The sequence below is a fragment of the Streptomyces sp. NPDC054794 genome (assembly GCF_053611585.1).
This window is the reverse complement of record NZ_JBSHAQ010000025.1, coordinates 29,213-52,794: the sequence shown is the minus strand read 5'-3', so window position 1 is coordinate 52,794 and position 23,582 is coordinate 29,213. Positions and strand designations below refer to the sequence as shown.

The 23,582-nt window shown below is 68.9% G+C and carries 16 protein-coding genes and 1 pseudogene; 6 read left to right on the top strand and 11 right to left on the bottom strand.

Features of this window, described 5'->3' with window-relative positions; genetic code table 11:
- Positions 1-9: 9 nt before the first annotated feature.
- The 5 genes from ACWGKT_RS25560 to zapE form a co-directional block, all read right to left on the bottom strand.
- Positions 10-564 carry a YbhB/YbcL family Raf kinase inhibitor-like protein gene (locus ACWGKT_RS25560; RefSeq protein WP_453275530.1) on the bottom strand — a complete coding sequence of 185 codons (555 nt, stop codon included), beginning with the start codon at positions 562-564 and terminating at the stop codon, positions 10-12.
- Between the two features lie 9 nt (positions 565-573).
- Entirely contained in the window at positions 574-1,374 is an 801-nt protein-coding gene (locus ACWGKT_RS25555; protein WP_453275529.1) for a slipin family protein, read from the bottom strand.
- 115 nt (positions 1,375-1,489) lie between these two features.
- Positions 1,490-2,956, bottom strand: coding sequence for a SulP family inorganic anion transporter (locus ACWGKT_RS25550; protein ID WP_453275528.1), 1,467 nt, complete (start codon positions 2,954-2,956; stop codon positions 1,490-1,492).
- A gap of 8 nt (positions 2,957-2,964) precedes the next feature.
- Positions 2,965-3,543, bottom strand: a complete 579-nt coding sequence (locus ACWGKT_RS25545; RefSeq protein ID WP_453275527.1) for a carbonic anhydrase — start codon at positions 3,541-3,543, stop codon at positions 2,965-2,967.
- Positions 3,544-4,001: 458 nt separating this feature from the next.
- Positions 4,002-5,159 (bottom strand): cell division protein ZapE, encoded by a 1,158-nt coding sequence (gene zapE, locus ACWGKT_RS25540; RefSeq protein ID WP_453275526.1) that lies wholly within the window; start codon positions 5,157-5,159, stop codon positions 4,002-4,004.
- Here zapE and ACWGKT_RS25535 point away from each other — a divergent pair.
- The 4 genes from ACWGKT_RS25535 to msrB all read left to right on the top strand — a co-directional run bounded on the left by ACWGKT_RS25535 (position 5,158) and on the right by msrB (position 8,605).
- Positions 5,158-6,030 (top strand): pyrimidine reductase family protein, encoded by an 873-nt coding sequence (locus tag ACWGKT_RS25535; protein WP_453275525.1) that lies wholly within the window; start codon positions 5,158-5,160, stop codon positions 6,028-6,030. The two genes, zapE and ACWGKT_RS25535, sit on opposite strands and share 2 nt — an antisense overlap.
- Positions 6,031-6,184: 154 nt before the next feature.
- Entirely contained in the window at positions 6,185-6,658 is a 474-nt protein-coding gene (locus tag ACWGKT_RS25530) for an indole-3-glycerol phosphate synthase (protein ID WP_356154320.1), read from the top strand.
- Between the two features lie 134 nt (positions 6,659-6,792).
- Complete coding sequence (gene murC, locus ACWGKT_RS25525; RefSeq protein WP_453275524.1) at positions 6,793-8,184, top strand: UDP-N-acetylmuramate--L-alanine ligase; 1,392 nt, start codon at positions 6,793-6,795, stop codon at positions 8,182-8,184.
- 13 nt (positions 8,185-8,197) lie between these two features.
- Entirely contained in the window at positions 8,198-8,605 is a 408-nt protein-coding gene (msrB, locus tag ACWGKT_RS25520; RefSeq protein WP_453275523.1) for a peptide-methionine (R)-S-oxide reductase MsrB, read from the top strand.
- 306 nt (positions 8,606-8,911) lie between these two features.
- Here msrB and ACWGKT_RS25515 read toward each other — a convergent pair whose 3' ends face one another.
- The 4 genes and pseudogenes from ACWGKT_RS25515 to ACWGKT_RS25500 all read right to left on the bottom strand — a co-directional run.
- A complete protein-coding gene (locus ACWGKT_RS25515; RefSeq protein ID WP_453275522.1) occupies positions 8,912-9,271 on the bottom strand; it encodes a hypothetical protein in 360 nt (119 codons plus the stop codon).
- A gap of 150 nt (positions 9,272-9,421) precedes the next feature.
- A complete protein-coding gene (locus tag ACWGKT_RS25510) occupies positions 9,422-10,279 on the bottom strand; it encodes a hypothetical protein (protein ID WP_453275521.1) in 858 nt (285 codons plus the stop codon).
- Positions 10,280-10,482: 203 nt separating this feature from the next.
- Positions 10,483-15,873, bottom strand: a complete 5,391-nt coding sequence (locus tag ACWGKT_RS25505) for a sacsin N-terminal ATP-binding-like domain-containing protein (RefSeq protein ID WP_453275520.1) — start codon at positions 15,871-15,873, stop codon at positions 10,483-10,485.
- A 988-nt stretch (positions 15,874-16,861) separates the two neighbouring features.
- Positions 16,862-17,149: pseudogene (locus tag ACWGKT_RS25500) on the bottom strand (DUF6308 family protein); the annotation flags it as partial.
- Between the two features lie 66 nt (positions 17,150-17,215).
- On the opposite strand from ACWGKT_RS25500, the gene ACWGKT_RS25495 reads away from it, so the two are divergent.
- Positions 17,216-18,583: a tetratricopeptide repeat protein gene (locus ACWGKT_RS25495; protein WP_453275519.1), complete on the top strand. Its 1,368-nt coding sequence runs from the start codon at positions 17,216-17,218 to the stop codon at positions 18,581-18,583.
- A gap of 365 nt (positions 18,584-18,948) precedes the next feature.
- On the opposite strand, the gene ACWGKT_RS25490 is transcribed toward ACWGKT_RS25495, so the two are convergent.
- The gene (locus tag ACWGKT_RS25490) at positions 18,949-19,518 is read right to left on the bottom strand and encodes a hypothetical protein (RefSeq protein WP_401350323.1); all 570 of its coding nucleotides are present in this window, start codon (positions 19,516-19,518) and stop codon (positions 18,949-18,951) included.
- 194 nt (positions 19,519-19,712) lie between these two features.
- Complete coding sequence (locus ACWGKT_RS25485) at positions 19,713-21,314, bottom strand: protein kinase domain-containing protein (protein ID WP_453275518.1); 1,602 nt, start codon at positions 21,312-21,314, stop codon at positions 19,713-19,715.
- Positions 21,315-21,385: 71 nt separating this feature from the next.
- Between ACWGKT_RS25485 and ACWGKT_RS25480 the strand changes: the two genes are divergently transcribed.
- Positions 21,386-23,539, top strand: coding sequence for an AIPR family protein (locus ACWGKT_RS25480; RefSeq protein WP_401350318.1), 2,154 nt, complete (start codon positions 21,386-21,388; stop codon positions 23,537-23,539).
- The last annotated feature ends 43 nt before the right edge of the window (positions 23,540-23,582 follow it).

Sequence of the window (23,582 nt, the reverse complement as noted above, 5' to 3'; positions counted from 1 at the left end):
CGGCGGGGTTCAGCGGCCGTAGCGGCCGGTGAGTGTGCCGGTGGCGAGGGTGTGGCCGGACAGGGCGCGGCGGACGTCGTCGGGAGTGGCGTCGGCGGCGAGGCCGAGCGGGCGGTCGGACGCGTACACCGAGAAGACGTAGCGGTGCGGCTTGTCGCCCTTGGGCGGGCACGGGCCGCCGTACCCCGACTTGCGGAAGCCGTTGCGGCCCTGGGTGGCGCCCGGTGGTGTCTGTCCCGTGGTCAGCGCCGTGGTGTGCGGGTCGATGCCCCACGCCACCCAGTGCGTGAACGTGCCGTGCGGGGCGTCGGGGTCCTCCACGAGGAGCGCCAGTGCGGCGGTGTCCGCGGGGACGCCGGAGAAGGCGAGCGGCGGTGAGACGTCCTCGCCGTCGCAGGTGTAGCGGCGCGGGATCGTGCCGCCGTCGGTGAAGGCGGGACTCGTCACCCCGACGGCGTGCGCGGCGGTGGGCGTCGGGGCGGACGTACCGCCGCCGCCGTCCCCGCAGCCCGAGGCAAGTCCCATACCGGCCACCACCACGGCGATCACGAAGCTCCGGCGCATGCCCGAACGTTAACTCTGCGCGGCGGCCGAGTCATCGATGCCCGCCGGTTGCTGTGGCCCCCGCTCCAGGAAGCGCAACAGCTCCACCGGGATGGGCAGCACCAGCGTGGAGTTCTTCTCCGCCGCCACCGCCATCACCGTCTGCAGCAGCCGCAGCTGGAGCGCGGAGGGCGTGTCGGCCATCTGCTGGGCCGCCTCCGCCAGCTTCCTGGAGGCCTGGAGTTCGGCGTCGGCGTTGATGATCCGCGCGCGGCGCTCGCGGTCGGCCTCGGCCTGGCGGGCCATGGAGCGCTTCATCGTGTCCGGCAGCGACACGTCCTTGATCTCGACCCGGTCGATCTGCACGCCCCAGCCGATCGCCGGACTGTCGATCATCAGCTCCAGGCCCTGGTTGAGCTTCTCGCGGTTGGACAGCAGATCGTCGAGATCGCTCTTGCCGATGATCGAGCGCAGGGAGGTCTGCGCCATCTGGGAGACGGCGAAGCGGTAGTCCTCGACGTTGATGATCGCGGCCGCCGCGTCCACGACCTTGAAGTACACGACCGCGTCGACCCGCACGGTCACGTTGTCCCGGGTGATGCCCTCCTGGGCGGGGATGGGCAGCGTGACGATCTGCAGGTTGACCTTGCGCAGCCGGTCCACGGCGGGAACGATCACCGCGAGCCCCGGCGCCCGTACCTCGCTCCGCAGGCGGCCGAGCCGGAACACCACTCCGCGCTCGTACTGCTTGATGACACGCACGCCCGCGGCCGCGTACACCAGCCCGACGGCGCCCGCGGCGATGATCGCCCCCAGCAGCTCCTGGAGCATGACGACCTCCTCCACAGAGAGGCCATTTGTACGTTCATGTAACGATATGCCCACTATCTGGTCCGGGGCCACGCCTAGCGCCACCGGACCAGACACGGCATCCGCCGGACGCCCCCTAGGCCGCCGTGACCCGCACCGGTTCGGTGCCGACCGCGCTGTGGCGCGCGGCCCAGTTCTCCAGCGCCGTACGGCAGGCGTGGTCCAGGTGGTGCAGCCCGGACAGGTCCAGCCACACCGGCCGGTCCTGGGGCAGGGCCTCCAGGCTGTCGAGGATCTTCGGCAGGCGCAGGAAGGTCGCGTGGCCCGACAGGTACGCCTCGACCGGGCCGGCGCCCTTGTCGATGACCTCCAGCCGGATGTGCGAGGCCTCCCAGGCGGTCTTCACCACGGCCAGCGCGAGGCCGATGAGTACGCCCTCGAACATGCTGACCGCGACGATCGACACGGCGGTGACCACCAGGATCAGTGCCTCGCCGCGGTGCTCGCGCCACAGGGAGACGATCGCGCGGACCGGCACGAGCTTGGCGCCCGAGTACACCAGGATGCCCGCGAGTGCCGGGATCGGGATGTAGCCGAGCACGCCCGGCAGCAGCGCCGCGAACAGCAGCAGCCAGACGCCGTGCAGCACCCGGGACGCCTTGGTCCGCGCGCCCGCCTGCACGTTCGCCGCGCTGCGCACGATCACCGCGGTCATGGGCAGCGCGCCGAGCAGCCCGCACACCGCGTTGCCCGCGCCCTGGGCGAGCAGTTCCCTGTCGTACTGGGTGCGCGGCCCGTCGTGCAGCCGGTCCACGGCCGCCGCGCTGAACAGCGACTCGGCCGACGCGATCAGCGTGAAGGCGACGACCGTGCCGAGCACGGCGACGCTCGTGAGCTCACCGAACGCGCTCAGGGACGGCGGCTGGACGGAGTCGACCAGGCCCTTGACCTCGACCGTGGCCACGGGCAGGTCGAGCACCAGCGCGGCCGCGGTCGCGAGGCCGACCGCGACGAGCGGTCCGGGGACCGACCGCACGGCGCGCGGCAGGCGCTTGAACAGCACGAGGACGGCGACGGTGCCGGCGCCGAGCGCGAGCGAGGCCAGCGCCCGCGTGCTCCCGAAGGCGTCGGCGAACGCCTCCGGCAGCCCGATGATCTTGTCCGGCCCGGCGGCGGGGGCCTTGGCCCCGAGGGCGGCGTACAGCTGTCCGGCGATCAGCACGAGTCCGATACCGGCCAGCATGCCCTCGACGACCGAGACCGAGATGGCCCGGAAGTAGCGGCCGAGCCGCAGGGCGCCCATGAGGATCTGGAGCACGCCGGTGGTCAGCACGAGCACGCCGAGGACCGGTAGCCCGAACTTCTGGACCGCCTCGAAGACCAGCACGGTCAGACCGGCGGCCGGCCCCGACACCTGGAGGCTGCTGCCGCGCATCAGCCCGGTGACGATGCCGCCCACGATGCCGGTGACCAGGCCGAGTTCGGCCGGCACGCCGGAGGCGACGGCCACGCCCACGCACAGCGGGAGCGCGACCAGGAAGACGACGAGGGAGGCGGCGAAGTCCTGCCTCAGATGCGGGAACCTGGCGCTCGCGGTGGTCATGGGGGCGCTCACAGGGCCTCGAAGCGGTCGGTCCGGGGACGGTGTTCCCGTACGGCGCCGGTGTGCACCTCGTAGTACCAGGCGTGCAGGGCGAGTTGACCCTGGTCCAGCTTCCGGGCGACGCACGGGTAGGAGCGCAGCCGCAGTATCTGGGCCAGTACGTGGCTCTGGACGCCCTCGGCGACGGCCGGGTCCTCGGGCGCTCCGGCCGGGCGCGGGGTCGCCCGCGCCAGCCAGTCGCGCACGGCGGGCACGGCGTCCAGGTCGTCGCCGCGCACCAGCGCGCCGACGGCACCGCAGTGGGAGTGGCCGCAGACGACGACGTCCCGGACGCCGAGCACCTCCACGGCGTACTCGATGGTGGCCGCCTCGCTGGTGGGGTGCTCGGAGGCGTACGGCGGGACGATGTTGCCGGCGGTGCGCAGCTCGAAGAGCTCGCCGGGGCGGGCGCCCGTGATCAGCGCCGGGACGACCCGGGAATCGGAGCAGGTGATGAACAGGACCTGCGGGGACTGGCCTTCGGCGAGCTTGGCGAACTCCTCAGGGCGCTGTCCGAAGGTACGGGCGTTGTCGATGAGGGGCTGCATGGTGTGTGGATTCCTCCTGGCGCGCCGCTGTGGCGCGTCGGCCTTGCACGACGTGTGTGGGGGGTCGGCCCCCTGGAGTGACTGATCTCCTGGAATGTGTCGGAACCCGCTCGTGGAACTGCTGCGGAACGCTTGAATCCAGGCTGAGCCTTGGCCTCGGCGTGACGGAGGGTGTGCGCAGGTGCGAAGGGTCGAGCGGGAGCGGGTAGTTGTGGGGAGAGCGGGGCGGCGGTAAGGAGCCGGAGCACGGTCCGGGCCGCCGTACCTCGGAACATGCGCCCCCCTCCGGGCAGTTCACGCCTCTTGTACGGACCAAGGAATGGTCAATGGATGGTCAAGAAACACGTTAACCCTGCAAAGTTGTTTGCAGGGTTAACTCGGTGTTTCGCGTGAAAGAGTGCGTGAAAAGTGCGGGTGGCGTGGCCTGAACCGGCCCTTGACCGGCCGGGCCTAACCCACTAACGGGCGTCCGCCACCAGCCCCTTGGCGTCCCGGGCCAGCGCGGTGAGTCGGGAGATCGCGCGGAAGTACTTCTTGCGGTAGCCGCCCTTCAGCATCTCCTCGCTGAACAGCTGGTCGAAGGGCAGCCCCGAGGCCAGGACCGGGACCTCGCGGTCGTAGAGCCGGTCCGCGAGCACCACGAGCCTGAGCGCCGTCGACTGGTCGGGCACCGGCCGCACATCGGTGAGGCACACCGCCTTCAGGTCGTCGGTCAGCGCGCCGTACCGGCTCGGGTGCACCTTGGCGAGGTGGTCGAGCAGGTGCGGGAAGTCGTCGAGCGAGGCCCCCGGAGTGGCGTACGCCGCCTTGGCCACCTGCTCGTCGGAGAACGGCGCCGGCGCCTCGGGCAGACCGCGGTGGCGGTAGTCCTCGCCGTCGATGCGCAGGGCGCGGAAGTGGGCGGACAGGCCCTGGATCTCGCGCAGGAAGTCGGCGGCCGCGAACCGGCCCTCGCCCAGCTTGCCGGGCAGGGTGTTGGAGGTGGCGGCGAGCGCGACGCCCGCGTCGACGAGCTTGCCGAGCAGGGTCGACACCAGGACGGTGTCACCGGGGTCGTCGAGCTCGAACTCGTCGATGCACAGCAGGCGGTGGTCGCTGAGCGTGCGCACGGTCTGCTGGAAGCCGAGCGCGCCGACCAGGTTGGTCAGCTCCACGAAGGTGCCGAACGCCTTGAGCGCGGGCTCGGCCGGGGTGGCGTGCCACAGGGAGGCGAGGAGGTGGGTCTTGCCGACGCCGTAGCCGCCGTCGAGGTAGACGCCGCGCGGTCCGGCCGGCGTCCTGGGTGCCTTCGCCCTGCCGAACCCGAAGAAGCCGCGCCTGCCGCCGCCGACGGCGTGTGCCCCGCCGAGACCGGCCGCGAAGCCTTCGAGGACCCGGACGGCCTCGGTCTGGCTGGGCTGGTTCGGGTCCGGGATGTACGTGGCGAACCGGACCGAGTCGAAGCGCGGCGGCGGCACCATCTCGGCGACCAGCCGGTCGGCGGGGACGTGCGGCTCGCGGGCGCACAGGGACAGCGGGGTCGCCTCGGCTATGGAGCTGAGCTCGGAGGCGGCGGTGGCGGAGGAGGACGAGGACACGGTTCCCCATGCTAAGCGCCGTGTCACACTGCACGACATGCGACGCCTGTTCCCTGTGACCGACGAGACAGCGGCCCCGACCTCTGGTGGGGACACTCCTGGGGCCGCCGGCGGCACAGAGGCCAGGGGGGCCGGTGAGCCGGGTGCGGTGACCGGTCGTGGCCCCGCGGATCTCGTCGACCGCCAGTGGACTCTTGACGAGCTCGCCGCCGCCTACGCCTACCCCGAGTCGGCGGTGAGCGGGCGGGAGCCGTGGCTGCGGGGCAACATGGTGTCGACGCTCGACGGGGCCGCGCAGCACGAGGGCCGCTCGCAGCCGATCTCCAGCGCCGCCGACATGCGGATCTTCGGCACGCTACGGGCGCTGGCGGACGTCGTGCTCGTGGGTGCCGAAACGGTACGGCAGGAGGGGTACCGCCCGGCACGCGCGCGTGCGGAGTTCGCGGCGGCCCGGGAGGCGTCCGGACAGGCCCCCGCCCCGGCGATCGCCGTCGTCAGCGCGAGCCTGGACCTGGACTTCTCGCTCCCGCTGTTCACCGCGCCCCTGGTGCCCACCCTGGTCCTCACCGGCGCCGCGGCGGCGCCGGAGCGGATCGCCGCCGCCGAGAAGGCCGGCGCCCGGGTCGTGGTCGCGGGTGACGGGGCGGGGGTCGATCCGGAGCGGGTCGTACGGGTCCTCGCCGAGCGCGGCCACACCCGTGTGCTCACCGAGGGCGGCCCCCGGCTGCTCGGGCAGCTGGTCGCCGCCGGGGTGCTGGACGAGTTCTGCCTGACCCTCTCGCCGATGCTCGCCGCCGGTGACGCCCAGCGCATCGCCCAAGGGCCGTCGGTCGCGGTGCCCCGGCGCTTCGAACTCGTGTCGCTCCTGGAAGAGGCCGGGTTTCTGTTCAGTCGCTACCGTCGGTCTTGAGATCAGCGGAATCTGTCATTCCGGTTAGCTTTCGGCAGGCACACCAAAACCGGCAGTACCCGTGCGATCACGGGGCAGGATGGTTTCCGCAAGGGCCTGGACCGGCCCACGGAGGAGAGAGGGCTCGCGGCCCTCGAAGGAGAATGGGGCGCTGGTGTTCACAAGCGTATTGATGATCGAGAAAGCCCTGACGTCCGCCGACGTGGAATTCGTCACCACCTTGCACGGAGACGAGCCGGTCTCCTTCCACGTCCTGCTCCAGCCGCGCGGCGACCAGGCCGATCGCCTGCTGCGGGCCATCGACGACATCGCGATGGGTGAGATCGACGAGGCGGCACGTGAGCGGAAGACCCCCGAGGGCGACGCCGCGAAGGAGCCCGCGCAGCAGGCCCTGGAGGTGTCCCTGACGGCCCTGCGCGCGGCTGGCAGCGAGGCCGGGGGCAGGATGGTCGAGGACCATCCGCTGGACGCCCTGAAGGCCCTGGTCGAGGAGATCGGCGCCGACGAGGTGATCATTTTGACCGACCCCCACTACGTGGAGGAGTTCTTCCACCGCGACTGGGCCTCCCGCGCCCGCCACAAGGTGGGCGTCCCGGTGCTCAAGCTGTTCTCGCACAGCAAGGCGTGACCGGCACCCGCGGCGGATCGCGGCGCCGCGTCGGATCGCGGCGCTGCGACGGACCTAATAGGTGCTGGACGGGCCGGGGCCATATGGTGGTGCGCTGAATGTTCGCTTCGCCGCACCACTCCAGGGAGACGCACATGGCCCCGGGCCTTCCTACCGCCATGGACCGACCGCACTTCATCGGCATCGGCGGCGCCGGAATGTCGGGCATCGCGAAGATCCTCGCGCAGCGCGGGGCCAAGGTGGCGGGCAGCGACGCGAAGGAGTCCGCGACCGCCGAGGCGCTGCGCGCCCTGGGTGCCACCGTGCACATCGGGCACGCGGCCGAGCACCTCGCCGACGACGCCGGCTGCGTCGTGGTCTCCTCGGCGATCCGCGAGGACAACCCCGAGCTGGCCCGCGCCGCCGAGCTCGGCATCCCGGTGGTCCACCGCTCCGACGCCCTCGCCGCCCTGATGGAGGGCCTGCGCCCGATCGCGGTCGCGGGTACCCACGGCAAGACGACCACCACGTCCATGCTCGCGGTCTCCCTGTCCGAGCTGGGCCTGAGCCCCTCCTACGCCATCGGTGGCGACCTGGACGCCCCCGGCTCCAACGCCCTGCACGGCGACGGCGAGATCTTCGTCGCCGAGGCGGACGAGTCCGACCGCAGCTTCCACAAGTACGCGCCCGAGGTCGCGATCGTCCTCAACGTGGAGCTCGACCACCACGCGAACTACGCCTCGATCGACGAGATCTACGAGTCCTTCCAGATCTTCGCCGGCAAGATCGTCCCCGGCGGCACCCTGGTGATCTCCGCCGACCACGAGGGCGCCCGCGAGCTGACCGCGCGCCTGGCCGGTGCGGTGCGGACGGTGACGTACGGAGAGTCGGCGGACGCCGACGTCCGCATCCTGTCCGTCGTCCCGCAGGGACTGAAGAGCGAGGTCACCGTCGTCCTTGACGGGACGGAGCTCACCTTCACGGTCTCCGTCCCCGGCCGCCACTACGCGCACAACGCGGTGGCCGCGCTGGCGGCGGGCGTGGCCCTCGGCGTCCCGGCCGCCGAGCTGGCGCCCGCGCTGGCCGCGTACACCGGGGTCAAGCGGCGGCTGCAGCTCAAGGGCGAGGCGGCCGGCGTGCAGGTCATCGACTCGTACGCGCACCACCCCACGGAGATGACCGCCGACCTGGAGGCCATGCGCGCCGCCGCGGGCGACGCCCGGATCCTCGTCGTCTTCCAGCCGCACCTGTTCTCCCGCACCCAGGAGCTGGGCAAGGAGATGGGCGAGTCCCTGGCCCTCGCGGACGAGTCCGTGGTCCTCGACATCTATCCGGCCCGCGAGGACCCCATCCCCGGGGTCACCAGCGAGCTGATCGTCGACGCGGCCCGCGCGGCCGGCGCCGACGTCACCGCCCTGCACGACAAGGCGGAGGTCCCCGCGGTGATCTCGGGAATGGCGAAGCCCGGTGATCTCGTTCTCACCATGGGCGCGGGCGACGTGACCGACCTGGGCCCGCGCATTCTGGATCACCTGTCGCAGCAGTGAGGGGCTGAGGCTCATGTCGTACGACGTCGAGAAGCCGGACGAGCAGTGGCGCGAGGAGCTGACGCCCTCCGAGTACGCCGTCCTGCGCCGAGCGGCCACCGAACCGGCCTTCACCGGCGAGTACACCGACACCAAGACCGAGGGCGTCTACTCCTGTCGCGCCTGCGGTGCCGAGCTCTTCACCTCGGAGACGAAGTTCGACTCCCACTGCGGCTGGCCGAGCTTCTACGATGCACGCAACTCGGATGCGGTGGAACTGGTGTCCGACCGTTCACATGGGATGGTGCGGACCGAGGTGCGGTGTGCGCGGTGTGGGTCGCATTTGGGCCACGTGTTTGAGGGGGAGGGGTATGCGACCCCGACCGACCAGCGGTACTGCATCAACAGCATTTCGCTGCGGCTGACGCCAGACGAGGACTGACAGTCCTTCATCGGCGGCGTACCTCAGGGGGCGAGAGGGATCGGGTCTATGGCACGTCCTCAAAGGGGCCAGAACCCGGCGTATAGCCTGACTCACCTGCCGCAAGCTGCGGTTTTACGTTGGAAAGGGCCTCTGATCTGCTACGGAGGCCCTTTCCGGTCTTTCGCGGGCTTACCCCGTTAGGCGGCGGAAAGTTGCTCGAGGCCTGTAGAACTCCACGTATCCCCCCGCCGTCGCCTTCCCCGCCCCAGCTGTTCAGCAGAGCGCAGACTTCCGGCTTTCAGAAGGCTGGTGCAGGAGTGGTGGCTACACGGCCCCCGACCTGTACCGCCAGACGGCATGTTCCAGTCCGCCTTGGTCGTGCCCGATAAGTGCGGCGGCTTCCTCGTACACGGCTCGCAGCTCCTCGTAGCAGAGGTGCGGCACGCCGGCATCCGCGGCGAAGGTGCGTAGATGTACGTCGACGGCGACCTGCGAACGGCCGACGAGATTGCTGATGTAGTCGACGCTCTTTGGTCCCACCCCTTTCACAGTGCGTAGAGCGGCGCGATTGGCCTGGTGGTCGAGCCATGCGTGGAGATCGTCGCGGGTGTCGACCTCCTTGGCAGCCAGCAGGTCAGTGATGGCGTGGGCTGTCGCGATCTTCTGGGAGTGGTTGAAGTTCATGGCGACGGCGAGGTCTTATGTGGCGAGTCGTCTCTGGAAGCCGCGGAGTGTGACCGGCTGTTCACGGTGGTGCAGCCGGCGGGCGGCGGCGCGGACGCCGGGGTCGGCGTCGGTGAGGAGCGCGCGGCGCTCGTCGGCGTCGAGGTCCGGTCAGGCCGCGGGGTAGGCGGACCGTCGGACCTGAGACTCGGGGTCGGTGAGGAGGGCGCGGGCCACGGTGACTGGCAGGCCCGTCAGTGCGGCGGCCTCGGCACGGACACGCGGGACGGGATCGGCGGCGAGACGTTCGTAAGCGGCGGTGGTGAACGTCGCGCCGTAGTCGACGGTGATGCTGACCAGGGCCCAGCGGCGGCGGTCGTTCTCCTCGGAGAGGACGAGGCGGCTCCACTGGCCGGGCGTCAGCTGGTTGGTACCGGTGTCGACCAGCGCGCTGCGCACTTTCCAGTCCGGGTGGACGATCAGCTGGTCGATCAGGTCGGCGGGCAGCTCGCGGCCGTAGTACCTCCCGGTGCGTACCACGAGGTCGAGCCGGAGGTCATCGGGCAGAGAGGCGTTGGACAGAAGCCCCACCGCCCACCGCTCCCATGTCTGCTGTGAAATCCGGAGCCTGAACAGCCCGTCCCAGGCCGCTTCCCGCTCCTTCTCGCTCTCCTCCCGCGCCAGTCTCAGGGCCCGTTGTTCCTGGTACGCAGGGACATCGTCGACCACGATCAGCCAGATCTCGTATTCCTCGGTGGTGACGCCGATCAGTGTCTTCCCGTCCGAGGAGAGCGTCATGAACTCCGGGCAGCGGGGCTGATTCCGCAGGACCTCGGCGAGCCGCCAATCCTTCCCGAGCCGGACCCGGAAACAGCCGCCGTGCCCCAGCGTGACCAGGAAGCCGCCGTCCTCGCCGAACAGCCCGTGCGCGGTGGCCAGCCGGAACCACTCCGCGTCGGTGTCGGCGAACGGATCGGTGGCGTCCAGTTGTACGACAGCGGTCGGTCCACCTGGTGGCCTGATTGGCAACGGGCGGAACAGCTCCGTCGCACAGCCCGACTCGTCCGTCGGTACGGCCCCACCTTGGCGAATGTCCCAGGTGGGGCCGTTTGGCGTTGGGCAGGTTCGATCCCCGGCGGTGCGTGGGTTGGCGCCGGGGCGGCTTTGCTGGCGAGTCGGATCTTGGCGGGTATGCAAGCGGTGCTGCCTGTCCGCCGAGGTGCGGGGCCGTGTTACCGGCCGGGGGCGCAGCGCAGGCGCAGGCCGTGGCCCACGATGCGGAAGTAGTCCCTGCCTCTGGGCGAGACCGGATTGGGTAGTTCGAACAAACGGCGGGACGTGGGGTCCAGGGCTGAGGTCACGAGGAGGATGCGGTAGCGCGTGGTGGAGGCGTGCGCGGTCGCCGCGCGGTGCTCCGAGGCCCCCAGCTCGAACTCGTACTCGCCATCGTCCGGTGATCCCGTCCAGGCGCCGGACAGGGCCTTCACCTCGTAGAACAGCGAGGTCTTGCGCCAGGAGACCTCGAAGTCGTAGCCATGGGCGTCCGAGGCGGCTGCCCTTTCGCCGGGGCTGCCGAGAAGAGCGGCATAGCCCGAACGCCAGTGAACGACCTGGTGTCTGCGGTTCAGCCAGGCGCGCGCCACGACCTCGCCCACCAGGCCGATCGCCTCCCGCTGGTCGTCCGTGGGGCGGGGGACACGCGGGAGACCGAGGCCGGCAGCGGTGGAGCGGGCGCTGTGAAATCGAGCGACCGACGTCATGGGCGTGAGCCGTGTCGTCGCGGGTTGATTCAGCAGGGCTTCGTCGATGCTGCTGTGCGCCAGCTCGGCGATCCGGGCCAACTGGTCGCGGCCGACGGGGATTTCGGTGTTGCCGATGGCAATCGTGGGTGTGGACAGGGTGGCCCCACCAGATCGCCGGCGCGTCGAGGCGGCCAGATCCGCCGGGGACAGACCGAGCCGGGCCGCGTCGGCGGTCAGGGGCATGGCCGGGGGCCAGCCCAGGCTTCGGGAGATGGCCCGCAGCAACTGAACATCGGTGAGGAGGAGCAGGTCGGCCAAGCCGGAGCGGTCAAGGCTGTCCTTGGCGTGCATGAGAGGTGCCTGCAGCCAGGCTGCGGGCACCGGCACCTCGTGGACGCGACACCACGCCTTCACCAGCGGGACGAGGCCGGGGACGAGAGCGTCGAGCCCGGCGGCGTTGGCCGCTCGGAGTTCCCCCACCGGCTTGAGGGCAGGACGGTGCGGGCCGTCCTCGCCCAGCTCGTCCGAAACGCCTTCCTCGCATCCTTGAGCGCGCAGCCACGCGCGGACATGCTCGCGCATGATCGTCGTCGTCGGCACCCTGAACAGGGGCAACCACGACGGGTCGGGGGCCAGTCCTTCGAAGTGACGTGCCCGGGCGTACCCGGACACGTCGTGGCCGTTCGCGGCCAGGGGGGTGTAGTGCTCCCTCAGCCGGTCCAGGATGGTGCCGGCATGGGCGCGCACGAAGTCGTCGAAAGCCCGCTCGTGCAGATCGGGATGGGCCAGGGGGCGGTAGGGCGGGCCGATCGCTTTGAGCGCGGCGTTGAAGGCACGGAAGTCGAGGCCGAGAGCGTCTCGCAGGTCGGCGAGGGAGCGGTGCTCGTGGATGAGGTCCAGCAGTTCGCGGGCGGGGATCCGCGATGTGGCCCGATACCGGTCGATCACATCGAGCAGCGCCTCCTCGGAGCGGCAGCGGCGCAGGTCGTCATCCACGGCGGCAGCCCGGTCGGGGCCCGCCGCGCAGACCAGGACAGGTCGCAACCGACGTACGAGTGTGGTGAGTTCGCCAGTGAGCCCGCGGCGTACCTCCGCGACCTTCTCCTCAGTCGTGTCGAGCGCGAACGCGAGCGTGCGGTCGTCCACGTCCGTGACGTCGTCCGGTGGTGTGCCGCCGAGCTGCTGCTGCACCTTCATCAGAGCCAGTTCGAGCGCGTCCTGCAGGGAGGGGTTGCCGAGAAGCTGGGCCACAGCCGGCGCGCATGCCTGGAGTTCGCTACGACCGTCGTCACCGGTCCACACCACGACAGTGGGGTGCTCCGGATGCGGCAGGGCCAGGGCGCGTGCTGTTGGCGGGGGCGCCGCAGGGTGGCCGGCGACCAGGATCTCGACCTCCTCGGTTGACGCGACGCGGATGAGGTGGAGCAGGTCCAAGAGGCTGCGGACCCGTTGTTCGCTGCGCCGTGTGAACGCTCCCGACTTCAGTTCCAGCACGAGTGCGACGAGGGTGACCAGCCACTCCCTGTCGTCCGTGAGCAGCGGTCGGCCGCTGGTCGGGGTGATCAACTCGCCGTCTGCGGCGCGGACGTGGAATTCCGTCGTGGAAAGCCTGCGAACGGGTACCCCGCGTCGCTCCAGTAGCCGCGCGATGTCCTTGCCGTGCTCGGGAGCGGCGACGAGAACGGGATGCCCGGCCAGCTCGACCAGGGATTCCTTCAGCGGGGCGACCTCGTCGATGATGTAGACGGCGCGTGCGCCCGAGTCCGCGGGCTCCCCACTCTCCTCGTCGATGTCCGCGTCCGACACCGCGTCCGACACCGCGTGCGCGCGCAGCGCGCTCCCCTGTACCACGGCCAGACGCACGGTCTCCTCGTCGTCCCAGGGCCATGTCCCGGAGGCAGCCGCGTGTTGCCACGCCTGCCGGTAGTGCCTCTTGAATCGGGCGGCGAAACGGCCCGGCACATGGCCGTCGGCCAGGAGTATTCCGAGGTACTGCACCGCCGCAGCCGAGTCGCCGGGCTCGTCCCACAGACGCAGTCCCAGCCTGCGCAGCCGTTCCAGTGTGCGTTTCTCACCGAGCAGACGCCGGACCGGGAGGGGAAGTTGTGGGACGAAGGGCGGAAGCTCGGCGTCGCCGCTGTACCAGGCCCGGCTGGGCGCGACGAAGGAGAGGTGGCCCTCCGCGCTGTCCTCGACCGGCAGCCAGGGCATGTGGCGGAGGAAGGAGGCCACAGGGGTGGGCCAGGTGTGCGGGTCCTGGTAGTTGCTGTGCCGGGCGCTCGGGCGGCGAACGCCTACCGTGAGCGCGCTCTCGGGCCATGTCCGCAGCCCGTGCAGGATCATGTCGGCGAACAGACGGCGGCTCGCGTCGTTGAGCTCCTCCACCGCCTCCAGACCCGGCAGGTGGGACACTCCCCGATCGAAGGCGTAGGGCGTATAGGGGTGGTTGCCTGACGACCATCCCTGCCGTACGTCCCCGTCCCAGGCCTTGGCGACGGCGCCGGAGAGCGGAAAGCGGCGGGCGAGGCGCCACGGCTGCAGTTCCCTGCCTTCGTACGACGGGAACGTGACTTCTGCGAGGGGCAACCCGTCGCGCACGCCGATGTTCAGCAGGAACTCGCGCCACGTCTTGGGAACCGTCACTCGCACGGGCCAGCCGTCGGGGGCGGCTGTCAGACGTTGGCGCAGCGCGGCCAGTTCGGGGACGGCGCTGCCGCCCGTGTCCAGGAAACGCGTGAGCAGTTGGGCGCCCTCGGTGCCCCACTGCGGAGACATCAGGCAGTCGGCCGCCTTGGCCCAACCGCCGTCCCGCACGGGCACCCGGAAACCGATGGCGGCGAGTCGTCCGCGCTGAGCCTGGCCGAGGTGCGGGTACTGACGGTAGGCGAAGACCAGGGCATCTCGGCAGAGCGCGGCGGAAGGCCGGTGGGCGAGCAAGTCACGCAGCGCGTCCAGGATACGGTCGATCTGGTACGGGCGGATCAGGCGATTGCCTTCGAGGAAACCCTGGCCCGACGGACGCCAGGCGATGCCGGGATGCGTGAAGACGACGCGTCGTCGCAGGGCTCGCAGGTCGCTCGGGACGCGGGCAGCCGCGTCCGCGCCGGATCCTTCCGGCGCGAAGAAGACGCTCTCCTCCTTCCTTCCCGAGTCGGGCTCGCCGCCCAAGGTCCTCCGCAGTTCACCGTTGTGGTCGAGGACGATCTTGCGGTTACGCAGCTCGGTGCCGCCTTCCGTCCGGAAGGCCTGAGCCAGGTCGTCGTAGAGGTCGGCCCATTCCAGGCCCACGCGAGCCGCTGTCCCACGGTGCAGATTCGCGGCCAGGTGCTCGGCCCATACGGCCTTGGTGCGCGCCGTCGCCCGCATGAGCTGTCCGTCGAGCAGCTTGGTATGCAGGGCGTCGATCCTCTTCTGGCGTACGGCTCCCACACCTGGGTCCACGATCCGGGCGCCGGTGGCGGCCAGCGCCGTTGCCGTCATGACCTTCCACGGGACGCCGTCGTCGGGCCAGGCGAAGGACTCCCGCAGGGAACCCCACCCGTCCTCGTCGGTGCCGGCGAGGGGAACCACCGTTTCGTCGGCCAACGCGCCGTTCGCGGCGGCGTTGATCCGGTCGAGCCGTGTCCAGGACACTGCGTCGGGCACCAGGCGTACAGCGAGGGTCCGGGGAGCGTGGGCGCGCAGGTGCCGCGCGGTGTCGAGACAGAGGGCGGCCAGCTCGTCGAAGAGGAAGTCGTTGAGTGCCACCGAGTCATTGAGGTGCAACCGGGCCATCTTCGTGAAGAACGGCGCGTGTGCGTGACCGGGAAAGCGCGAAGGGGTCTCGGTCCCCATGGGCAGGAACGTGTACATCAAGCCGTCATCGAGGTCGCGGTCGAGGCGTAGCGCGATACCCACCCATGTGTCGCCCTGCCAGTTTCGCCACTTCTTGTGGATCTCGTCGCCCGAGATGCTCCGCTCGATGGCCGTGTGCAGCGTGTCGGCGGCGACGCTCCTACGTGCCAGCAGATAACGGCCGGCCTCGTTCAGATCCACCTCGGTGATCCATCCGCCGTCGGCCACCGCGGTGGCCCAGGACGGCTGCCGCTCGGATCGGGTCAGCACATGACGCTCCGTGTCTGCCTCGCCGTCCCGCTGCGTCTCCACGGTCAGGGCGGTGATCCGGTCGAGGAAGAGCAGCAGCGGAGCCTGCGCACGTACCAACCCCACGACTTGGTCGAGCGCCGCGGCGACGGCGTTCTCCGTGTGGAGGGGAAGGCGGACCACCGTCGAGAATCCCTGCGCGGCGAACTCGTCGAGGGCCGGGTCCGTGACGTTGGCGGGCACGGGCAGCGCCAGCGGCGACACCTTGTCGATCACCCATGAGGCAGCCTCGGCGTCTTTCACCAGGGCGTGCACGTCTTTCGGGGTCGCGAAGCGGAAGCAGAAACCGTCGAAGCCGACCGAGCCCGCATCGGACTTGGAGTAGATCTCAGGCCAGTCGGTCAACTGGAGCACGCTGCGAAAACCGAGCCCCTTGTTGCCGATGCCCTCGCCAGGCCCTTTACCGGACAGCCCGAATTCGATGATCTGCCGGAAGTTGTCCTCGGTGAACCCGGTGCCGTCGTTCGCCACGTAGAGCACTCCTCGGTGCTCTACGTCTCCCTCGGGGCCGGGCGTGCCCAGATCGAGCAGGACGCCGATGCGCCCTTGGCCGTCCGGGCCGATGGCATCGTGCCCGTTCTGGATCAGCTCCACCAGGGCGCGCCCCGCGTATTCCTGGGCCATTTCCTCGCTGAGCTCCTTGAGGCTCTCGGAGAATCGCCAGTCGCTGCCCGCCCGTTGGGCCAGCTCGATGCGACGCTGGGTGAGTGCGGTGATGGTGTTGTCGTTGGCGGGCAACGCTTTCCCCTTCGGCCCAGGCCAGCACTGATGACCAGCGCCTGCTTGATGGCTGATTCCTTCTGCGGAGCATCGGTCGCGGATCGTTGAGAGGCGACGGAATCCGGCCAAGCCGCCTCTACTGGGATCCCGCAGGCCAGGGTCGTGCGTGTGCCTGCTCGCACACCGCATCTCGTACGACCAACGCATGCGTGTTGGACCGGGCCGACCGAAAGTTGTTCGACTGCCTCTGCGATTGTCAGCCCCACGTGATACGGGCGTTGCGGTGCCGGCCTACTGCTGCCGCGCGTGCTGGGGGCGCAGCGGCAGCCCACCAGGCGGGCCGATCAGCGGCAGCCTCGCCCCGGTATTCAATGATCGGCATGGTGGGAGCCTACGCTGGCATGTGGTGCCAGTAGTTGGCGAACCTGGGCCTTCAGGCGACGCCCGGCGAAAGTCGATGTGCCGCGTTCGAAGGCGAGACGCCTGGTGGAGCGGGGCTCCCACTCTGTCAGCGATGAGCCCTTGGCCGCAGGTTCGAGTCCCAGGCAGGAGCCGCAATCAAGGGCTGGTCGTGACGCACCCCCTGTGACTTGCAGAGATTCGCTCGTTGTGACTATGTCGATGCATCTGCCGAAAACGCGAGTTGAATGACATGGTGATTACGGCCCCTGCAATTCTCGCACTGCGCAGGTTCGAACCCCCGGCGGGGGACACAGAACATGGGAACGGGGGGAGCCGGTAGTCGGGAGTGGGCAGCTGGTGATCGAGACGGTTGTCCGGTTGGAGCGGTAGGCGGTCGCGGCTTCACCATAGGTTTTTGGCCGGGGCGGGAGCTGTGGTCAAGGGCGGGGCTGTCGCCCAAGACGTGGCCTTCCGCGCTGGGGCGTCGCTCCGTCTTGCGCGCAAGCAGCCCAGCCCCGTTGCAGACCGGCAGAGGGTCTGCGTCGGAGGTCGGCGAGGAGCCCGACGCGTGCGTTGCGTGGCCGGGATACGCGCCCGTGGCAGCTCAGGTCGCTGCAGCCAGGCTCTGCCCGCCTTGCTGCATCCAGGCGATGACGTCGCATACGCGCAGGACGCCGATGTCCTCTCCGATACCCGCCTCGTCGCGAAGATGGACCAGTTGGTCGTAGAAGGCGCCGTTGTCCGCCCGTAGGGCCGCTGCCAGCGAGGCCCAGAAGGAGCGATCGGTCTTCGGCCGCTTGAAGAGTTGCTTGACGCGCCTGTCGTAGACCGGGATCAGGTGGGGGCGCTTGCGGGCCAGGAGCTTGCCCGCGACGACCGGACCGCTGCCGTCGGGCTTGTTCGTTCGGCGTTGAAGATCAAGAGGGACGGCCCGTGGTCAACCCGGGTCCGTGGGGGCGTGGCGTGGTTCTGCCACCCCGTTGGGGGCCGCAAGCCGATGGCGGGGCAGTGGCTATGGTGCGCTGTCATGGACGCTGCTGATCTTGACTACAGGGCCCGGATGTTGTCCGGCTGCATTCCTCCACCGCTGGTCTCCAGGCTTCTTGAGCTGGGGCACGGCAAGGAGGTGAAGTTCCAGGCGGGCCGCGGGGAATGGTTCTGTGCGCGGGAGTGGGCGCGGCTGCTCGGTTACCAGGGACGACAGGCGCAGGCGTTGGATGTGCTCGCTCCATACGTTGCCACGGGCTGGTGGCCGGCTGCCCGGACCCAGGCGGAGCTGTTGGAGAGCTGGGGCCGTGCGGCGGAGGCGATCACGCTGAGCCGGCCGTACGCGGCGTTCGGAGGGAACCCGCTCGAGTTCCTTGCGCGCCTGCTGGCCCGGCAGGAAGGCGGCGACGAAGCGGTCACCTTGCTGAGTGCCGGAATCGAGGACTGGGTCCTTGCCACCGCCCTGGTCGACATCACCGAGGGAATGGGCCGCGACGAGGACATCGCCGCGCTGCTGGCCGCCAGGATCCCCGCCGGGCACCGGTGCGACAGCCCGTGGTGCTGCAGCGGCCTCGACCCGGACACGGCCATCGGCCTGCTCGCCACGGTCCGTGAACGCCAGGGCCGCATCGACGAAGCGATCGCCCTGCTGCACACCCGGAACATCACCTCCGTCAACAACCACGACCAGCTGGCCGATCTGTTGGCGCGGCACGAGCGGCTCGAGGAACTCCGAGCGTACGCGGCGTCCGACGACCACGGGCACGCCTCACAACGCCTCGCCGAGGTGCTGGAGGAGCACGGTGACATAGAAGGCGCGATCGCCGTGTACCGCCAGACGGACGACTCGCCAGTCCACCACCATCACAGCGCGGTGCAACTGGCTCAGCTTCTGACCCGGCACGGTCGCCGTGACGAGGCGATCGAGGTGATGCGCACGCTCGCGGAATCACCTGGCGGCACGCAGGACTGGATCATCGACACGCTGTGCACCCTGTACGCCGACCACGGCCGCGCCCAGGAGGGCCTGGCCTACCTTGACGCCCTCAAGGCGCGCCATGACGGCGAGGAGGAATGGGAGTTCTTCAGGCCGCGGCTTCACCTCATGGCCGCCTGCGGCTGGCTCGACGAAGCGATCGAGCAGGCACAGGCACACCCCCAGGGTGACACCTGGTATGCGGCCTGGACGATTTCCGACCTGCTCGCCGGAGTCGGTCGGACCGAAGAGGCCGTCACCGTACTCGAGCCGTATACCCCCGCCAACAGCCAGGAGCTGGCCCGTCACCTTATCGACCTCGGTCGCGTTGAGGACGCCATATCCCTTCTCCAGCGGCAGTAGGGAACGCTGCCGGGAGACACCTTCGTCACCGCAGAGAGGCGACGGCAGCACAACCGCAGGGAACTCTGCGGGAGACACCCACCCAACCGCTATCGGGAAGAGACACCCCCAGGTTCCGATAGACGGGCTGGACCTATCGCTGGCCGCAGGTTCGAGTCCTGGGCAGGGGCCGCAATCAAGGGCTGGTCGTGACGTACCCTTGCGGCCTGCGGAGATTCGCCCGTCGTGACGATGTCAGTCCATCTACCGAAGACGCGGCTCGGGGGGATGTCCTTTCGCGAGCGTTTTTGAGTCCCCGCCGTGTTCCGGGAGATGGCCGCTCAGCTTGAGGCCGCAAGCCGAGCGGCACAGCGACATGTGGCGCTCTATCGGTCGAAGGACGACCAGATGCTGTGGGCGCGTTTTGCTTCTTCCGCAAGTAGAGCGAGCTTGGGGAACTCGTCGTCGATCATGTCCCAGTCGCAGATCGAACAGCCGTCAATGAGGGCTGTCCACGTCAGGACAAAGTGATCTAGACATTGGCGGATGTGTTCCTGATACGTGACGACATGGCGGCCCTGACGCTGCATGCGCTTGGCTTCGATCTCGGCTTGGTCTGCGGGCATGTGCCGTACGAAGGGGGACGGGACCGGATTCGGTCCATGATCTGGATTGAGGACTCCGGCGCCGCGATTGTGCAGTTCCACGGTCTGGAGGATCAGACTCTCGAAGTCGCTTTTGTGGGCACCTGAGGCCGCCTCCGAGAACTCCCTCATGATCCAGTCCCACTCGTCAGCGCGATCCCGCACGCCATGCCACGGTGTCAACTCCGCGTGCAGCCACCTTACTTTGTCTCCAGTCCGCTGGAGGTGCGCGACATGGGCCTGCCAGTCCGCGATCAGGGACTCGGTGCTTTCACGCTCGTCTTCTTCCTCGTACTCGTGATCAGCCGTCATAATCGATCCTCACCTCGTTCGTCTACTTCGGACCTTACTGGGGCGAAGGAGGGGGCTGGGACGAGCTGAAGGCAGAGTGACAACGCGCGCGGTGAGAAGGACCGGGTTCACAGCGTGCCACGATGGTGCCCCCGCTCGAAGGGATGTCGTCCTACGAGGTCCAGTGAGGCCAGGTCAGTAGGGACGCCAGCTCCTTAATCGGCGGATCCTCCCGCGAACTGGATGCGGTCGAGTAGCTCGCGGGAGCGCACTGCGGCGGGGTGTTCTGGAGGGAACTCGCGCACAAGGCTTCGCAACAAGTCGGCCGCCTCGCCTGCACGATGCAACGCCAACAAAAGGTCGGCGATCTTCTGCCGAAGCGTGACCGCCTCGGAGTCTGGAGCGTCTCGCAACAGGGAGCGATACTCCTTCAGTGCCTGCTCATGCTCGCCGAGTGCTGCCAGGCACAGCGCGATGTGCTGGCGGTATTCACGGAGTTCACTGCCGTCTTTCGCCTCAGCTGCCAAATGCCGGAACGCGCCGAGAGCGCGGCGGAAATCTTCTCCTGCGAGCAGGACACCCGCGTGGATGCGCCGGGTCTCTGGCAAACGCGGGTCGAGTTGATCGGCTTGGTCGAGCAACTCCTCAAGTACATGAGCGGCCTGCGTGAAGCGCCCCTCCTCGAACAGTCGCACCGCTTCCTCCTCTCCCTCCTGGAGGAACGCGTCGGACAGAACGGTGGGCGTTGCGGGGCGCGCCGGTCCAGGGCCGGTGCGTATGGCTGGTCGGCTCTTGGGAGCGAGGGGAGCGCGATAGGGGAGGGTCGGATCCGCCAGGCCGGGCGGGCCCGGCGGTGCGGTACTGGTGCCGGGTGACGGGAGATGGGGGACGAGTCGGTCATGGACGGCATGCGCATCAGCGGGGCGGTCGTCGGGATTCTTCTCTAGGAGGTCCAGGACGAGCCGTTCCAGCTCAACGGGGATGTCGGGCCGTAGGGAACGCAGTGGTTCGGGGTTGTCGTGGACGTGCCGCAGCGCGGCATCGCCGGCTCCGCACAACGCTTTGCGCCCGGCGAGCATCTCGTGTAGGACGCAGCCGAGAGTGTAGAGGTCGCTGCGAGGGCTGACGCCGACACCGAGGAACTGCTCGGGGGCCATGTAGTCGCGGGTGCCGACTGGGCGGCCGGTTTCGGTCAGCTGGGCCGTGTCGGTCCCGAAGGCAGCGGCCACGCCGAAGTCGAGGACCTTCACGGCCCCGTTGCCGTCGATCATGATGTTGCTCGGCTTCAGATCCCGATGAACGACGGGCACGGCGTGCGCGTATGACAGTACGGAGCAGATCTGCGCGGCTACAGCGACCGCCCATTCGACGGGCAGCGGGCCCTGCTGGGCGAGGATGTCCCGTAAGTCCATGCCCCGGATCAGCTGCATTACTACATACAATTCTGCCGCCTTGTCGGGCGAGTCAGCGGCTTGGTTGATGGCCGCGTCGTAGACCGCGGGCACCCCCGGGTGCTCGATCTGCGCCGTTACACGGGCCTCCCGCCGGAACCGTCCGACCAGCACAGCGAGCTCGGCGGGTGTGCGAGCCTTCTCGACGCGGATCTGCTTAATGGCCACGGGCCGGTCGAGGACGATGTCATATCCCTCCCAGACCAGGCCCATGCCGCCGGGCATCGGCAGCGCGTTCAACTCGTACCGGTCGGCGATGCGTCTGGTCCGACCCCTGGTCATGTGGTGGCGTCCTCCCGACGTCATGGGGCACCCGTCTTTCAATGAGAGTACGTCAGGTTCATGCAGAAGCTGGTTGCTGCTCAAGGTGAGTGAAGGTGCCGGGCTACGCTGGCCCAGGGCACAACTCGGGGTGGCAACGAGGAGCTGGGGGAAGCGTGAGCGGTACGGGGCGGGGACCGTCGAGGACGACGAGTCAGGAGCTGCACCAGATAGAGGAGGGACTCAAGCGGGGCTATCAGGGACTCATCGACGAGACCGGACTTGAACAGATGTCGGGCCGCGACCGAGAGCGCGCATGGCTGTCACGGGCAGTAGCAGCGACGGCGCTACGCCGTAAGACCGGCCTGGACCACGAGACGTGTGCGAAGGCTGTCATCGATGGGTACGACGACGGCGGGCTCGACGCAGTCGCGGTCACCGATGGAGCCCAGGTGTGGCTCGTCCAGGCGAAGTGGAACGACCGGGGGAACGCGGGCTTCAATCAGTCTGCGGCCCTCGCGCTGGTCGACGGGCTCAGCTTGCTGGAGCAGCGCAAGTTCGACGTGTTCAACGACAAGCTGCGGCCTTTCACCGCGCAACTGGACTCCGCGCTGGCGGATGCCCGCCTGAAGATCCACCTAGTGATCGCACTCGTTGGGGACGACCCGCTCAGCAAGCACGCTACGGACGTTTTGGACCGCACTGTCGAGGACCATCACGGGCACGGCCCCATGCTCGACTATGAGCTCCTGGGCGCGGGTGAGCTGTTGGAGCAGCTCAAGGACGACCGCTCGCCCGCCCCGGTGGACGTCATCGTGCGGATGCAGAAGTGGATCAAGCGCGATACGCCGTTCACCGCTTTCCAGGGCACCGTTGCGGCTGGTGAAGTGGCCGGATGGTATGACGCATACGGTCACCGCCTGTTTTCGCAGAACATCCGAAACTCTCTCGGCTTGACCCCGATCAACTCGGGCATCCAGAAGACACTGGCCGAAGAGCCCGACAACTTCTGGTATTTCAATAACGGCATCACGGTGCTGTGCGACAGCATCGAAGAGCGCTGGATCGGCCGGCGTCGCCCCGATGAGCCGGTGGACCTGATCTTGGGCAACGTCAGCGTCGTCAACGGCGCCCAGACCGTCACCTCGATACACGAGGCACAGAGCTTGACACCGGACACCGTCGAAGATGCAGATGTCAGCGTCCGGGTGATCGCACTGGGCGACCTCGGTGATGAGCGGGCCACCTACGCGAAACGCATTACACAGACCACCAACACCCAGAACGACGTATCGCTAAGGGACTTCATCGCCCTGGATGACACCCAGGCGCGCATTCGTGAGGACTTCGACCTGTCCCTGGGGAAGCAGTACGTGTACAAGCGTGGCGAGGCCGACCCAGCGCCAGAAGCAGGCTGCTCGGTGGCAGATGCAGCTGTTGCCCTGGCCTGTGCACACCGCACGCCGGAACTGGCGGTTCGCGCCAAGAGGTCGACGGACCTGCTCTGGGAGAGCGGTCGGCTCGGGAACTACGCGCGGTTGTTCGGTGAGGAGCCGAGCGCCTTGCGTATCTGGCGCTGTGTCCTGGTCCACCGTGAGGTCGGCGAGGCGCTGGAACGGCTGCACGAGCAAGTACGTGGCCGGGCGGCCGACACGACGCTCCGCGGCGACCTGCTCGTCAGCCATGTGGTCTTCCAACTCCTCGCCCCCGATCTGGAGGACGTCGACGACCCGAAGTTCGACCTCGCGCCCCTCCTCGCTCGCGTCCCGGACCTGGTCAGACCCGTCGTGGACTGGCTCATCCACCAGATCGACACGGTCTACGGGCCGCAGTCCTTCCTCACCAGCACCTTCACCAACGAGGACCGCTGCAAGGAACTCGTCGGCCTTGTCCTGCCAATGGTGCGGGCGGGGCAGCCCGTTTCGGAGGTCCCCGAGACCTACCAACCGTCCATCCCGCAGCCGCGCCGCCCACGCCGACCGAACGCGGTACCGACCCTGGTGACCGCCCGGCTCCTGGCAGAGGGCACTCCCGTCCAGTACGTACCGCTGAACAGTACGGAAGAGAAGGAGGTACGGGACTGGCTGACCGCCGACCCCCGCAGGGAGCAAGCGAGTTGGACGAACGACCGTTCCAAGCCGCTGGTGTGGGCCTACGACGGCACCTCCTACTCGGCGAGCGGCCTTGTCAACAGGATCTGGGAGCTAGCCGGCTGGGAACAGTCCCCCACTGCTGTGCAAGGGCCGGCACGCTGGGTCGTCGGCGGTAAGAAGTCCCTGTACGACATGGCCATGGAGTGGCTGGCCACCGAGGAAGAGACGGAGGGATGATCGGAAGGTACACGCGGAGAGGCGCTCGGTGGGCATCTGTTGG

Bases quoted from the DNA above. Each gene is read 5' to 3' on its own strand.
- zapE (WP_453275526.1), bottom strand. From the start codon at position 5,159: ATGTCGTGCAGTGTGACACGGCGCTTAGCATGGGGAACCGTGTCCTCG.
- ACWGKT_RS25550 (WP_453275528.1), bottom strand. From the start codon at position 2,956: ATGACCACCGCGAGCGCCAGGTTCCCGCATCTGAGGCAGGACTTCGCC.
- msrB (WP_453275523.1), top strand. From the start codon at position 8,198: ATGTCGTACGACGTCGAGAAGCCGGACGAGCAGTGGCGCGAGGAGCTG.
- ACWGKT_RS25535 (WP_453275525.1), top strand. From the start codon at position 5,158: ATGCGACGCCTGTTCCCTGTGACCGACGAGACAGCGGCCCCGACCTCT.
- ACWGKT_RS25490 (WP_401350323.1), bottom strand. From the start codon at position 19,518: ATGACGGCTGATCACGAGTACGAGGAAGAAGACGAGCGTGAAAGCACC.
- ACWGKT_RS25560 (WP_453275530.1), bottom strand. From the start codon at position 564: ATGCGCCGGAGCTTCGTGATCGCCGTGGTGGTGGCCGGTATGGGACTT.
- ACWGKT_RS25515 (WP_453275522.1), bottom strand. From the start codon at position 9,271: ATGAACTTCAACCACTCCCAGAAGATCGCGACAGCCCACGCCATCACT.
- murC (WP_453275524.1), top strand. From the start codon at position 6,793: ATGGCCCCGGGCCTTCCTACCGCCATGGACCGACCGCACTTCATCGGC.
- ACWGKT_RS25555 (WP_453275529.1), bottom strand. From the start codon at position 1,374: ATGCTCCAGGAGCTGCTGGGGGCGATCATCGCCGCGGGCGCCGTCGGG.
- ACWGKT_RS25545 (WP_453275527.1), bottom strand. From the start codon at position 3,543: ATGCAGCCCCTCATCGACAACGCCCGTACCTTCGGACAGCGCCCTGAG.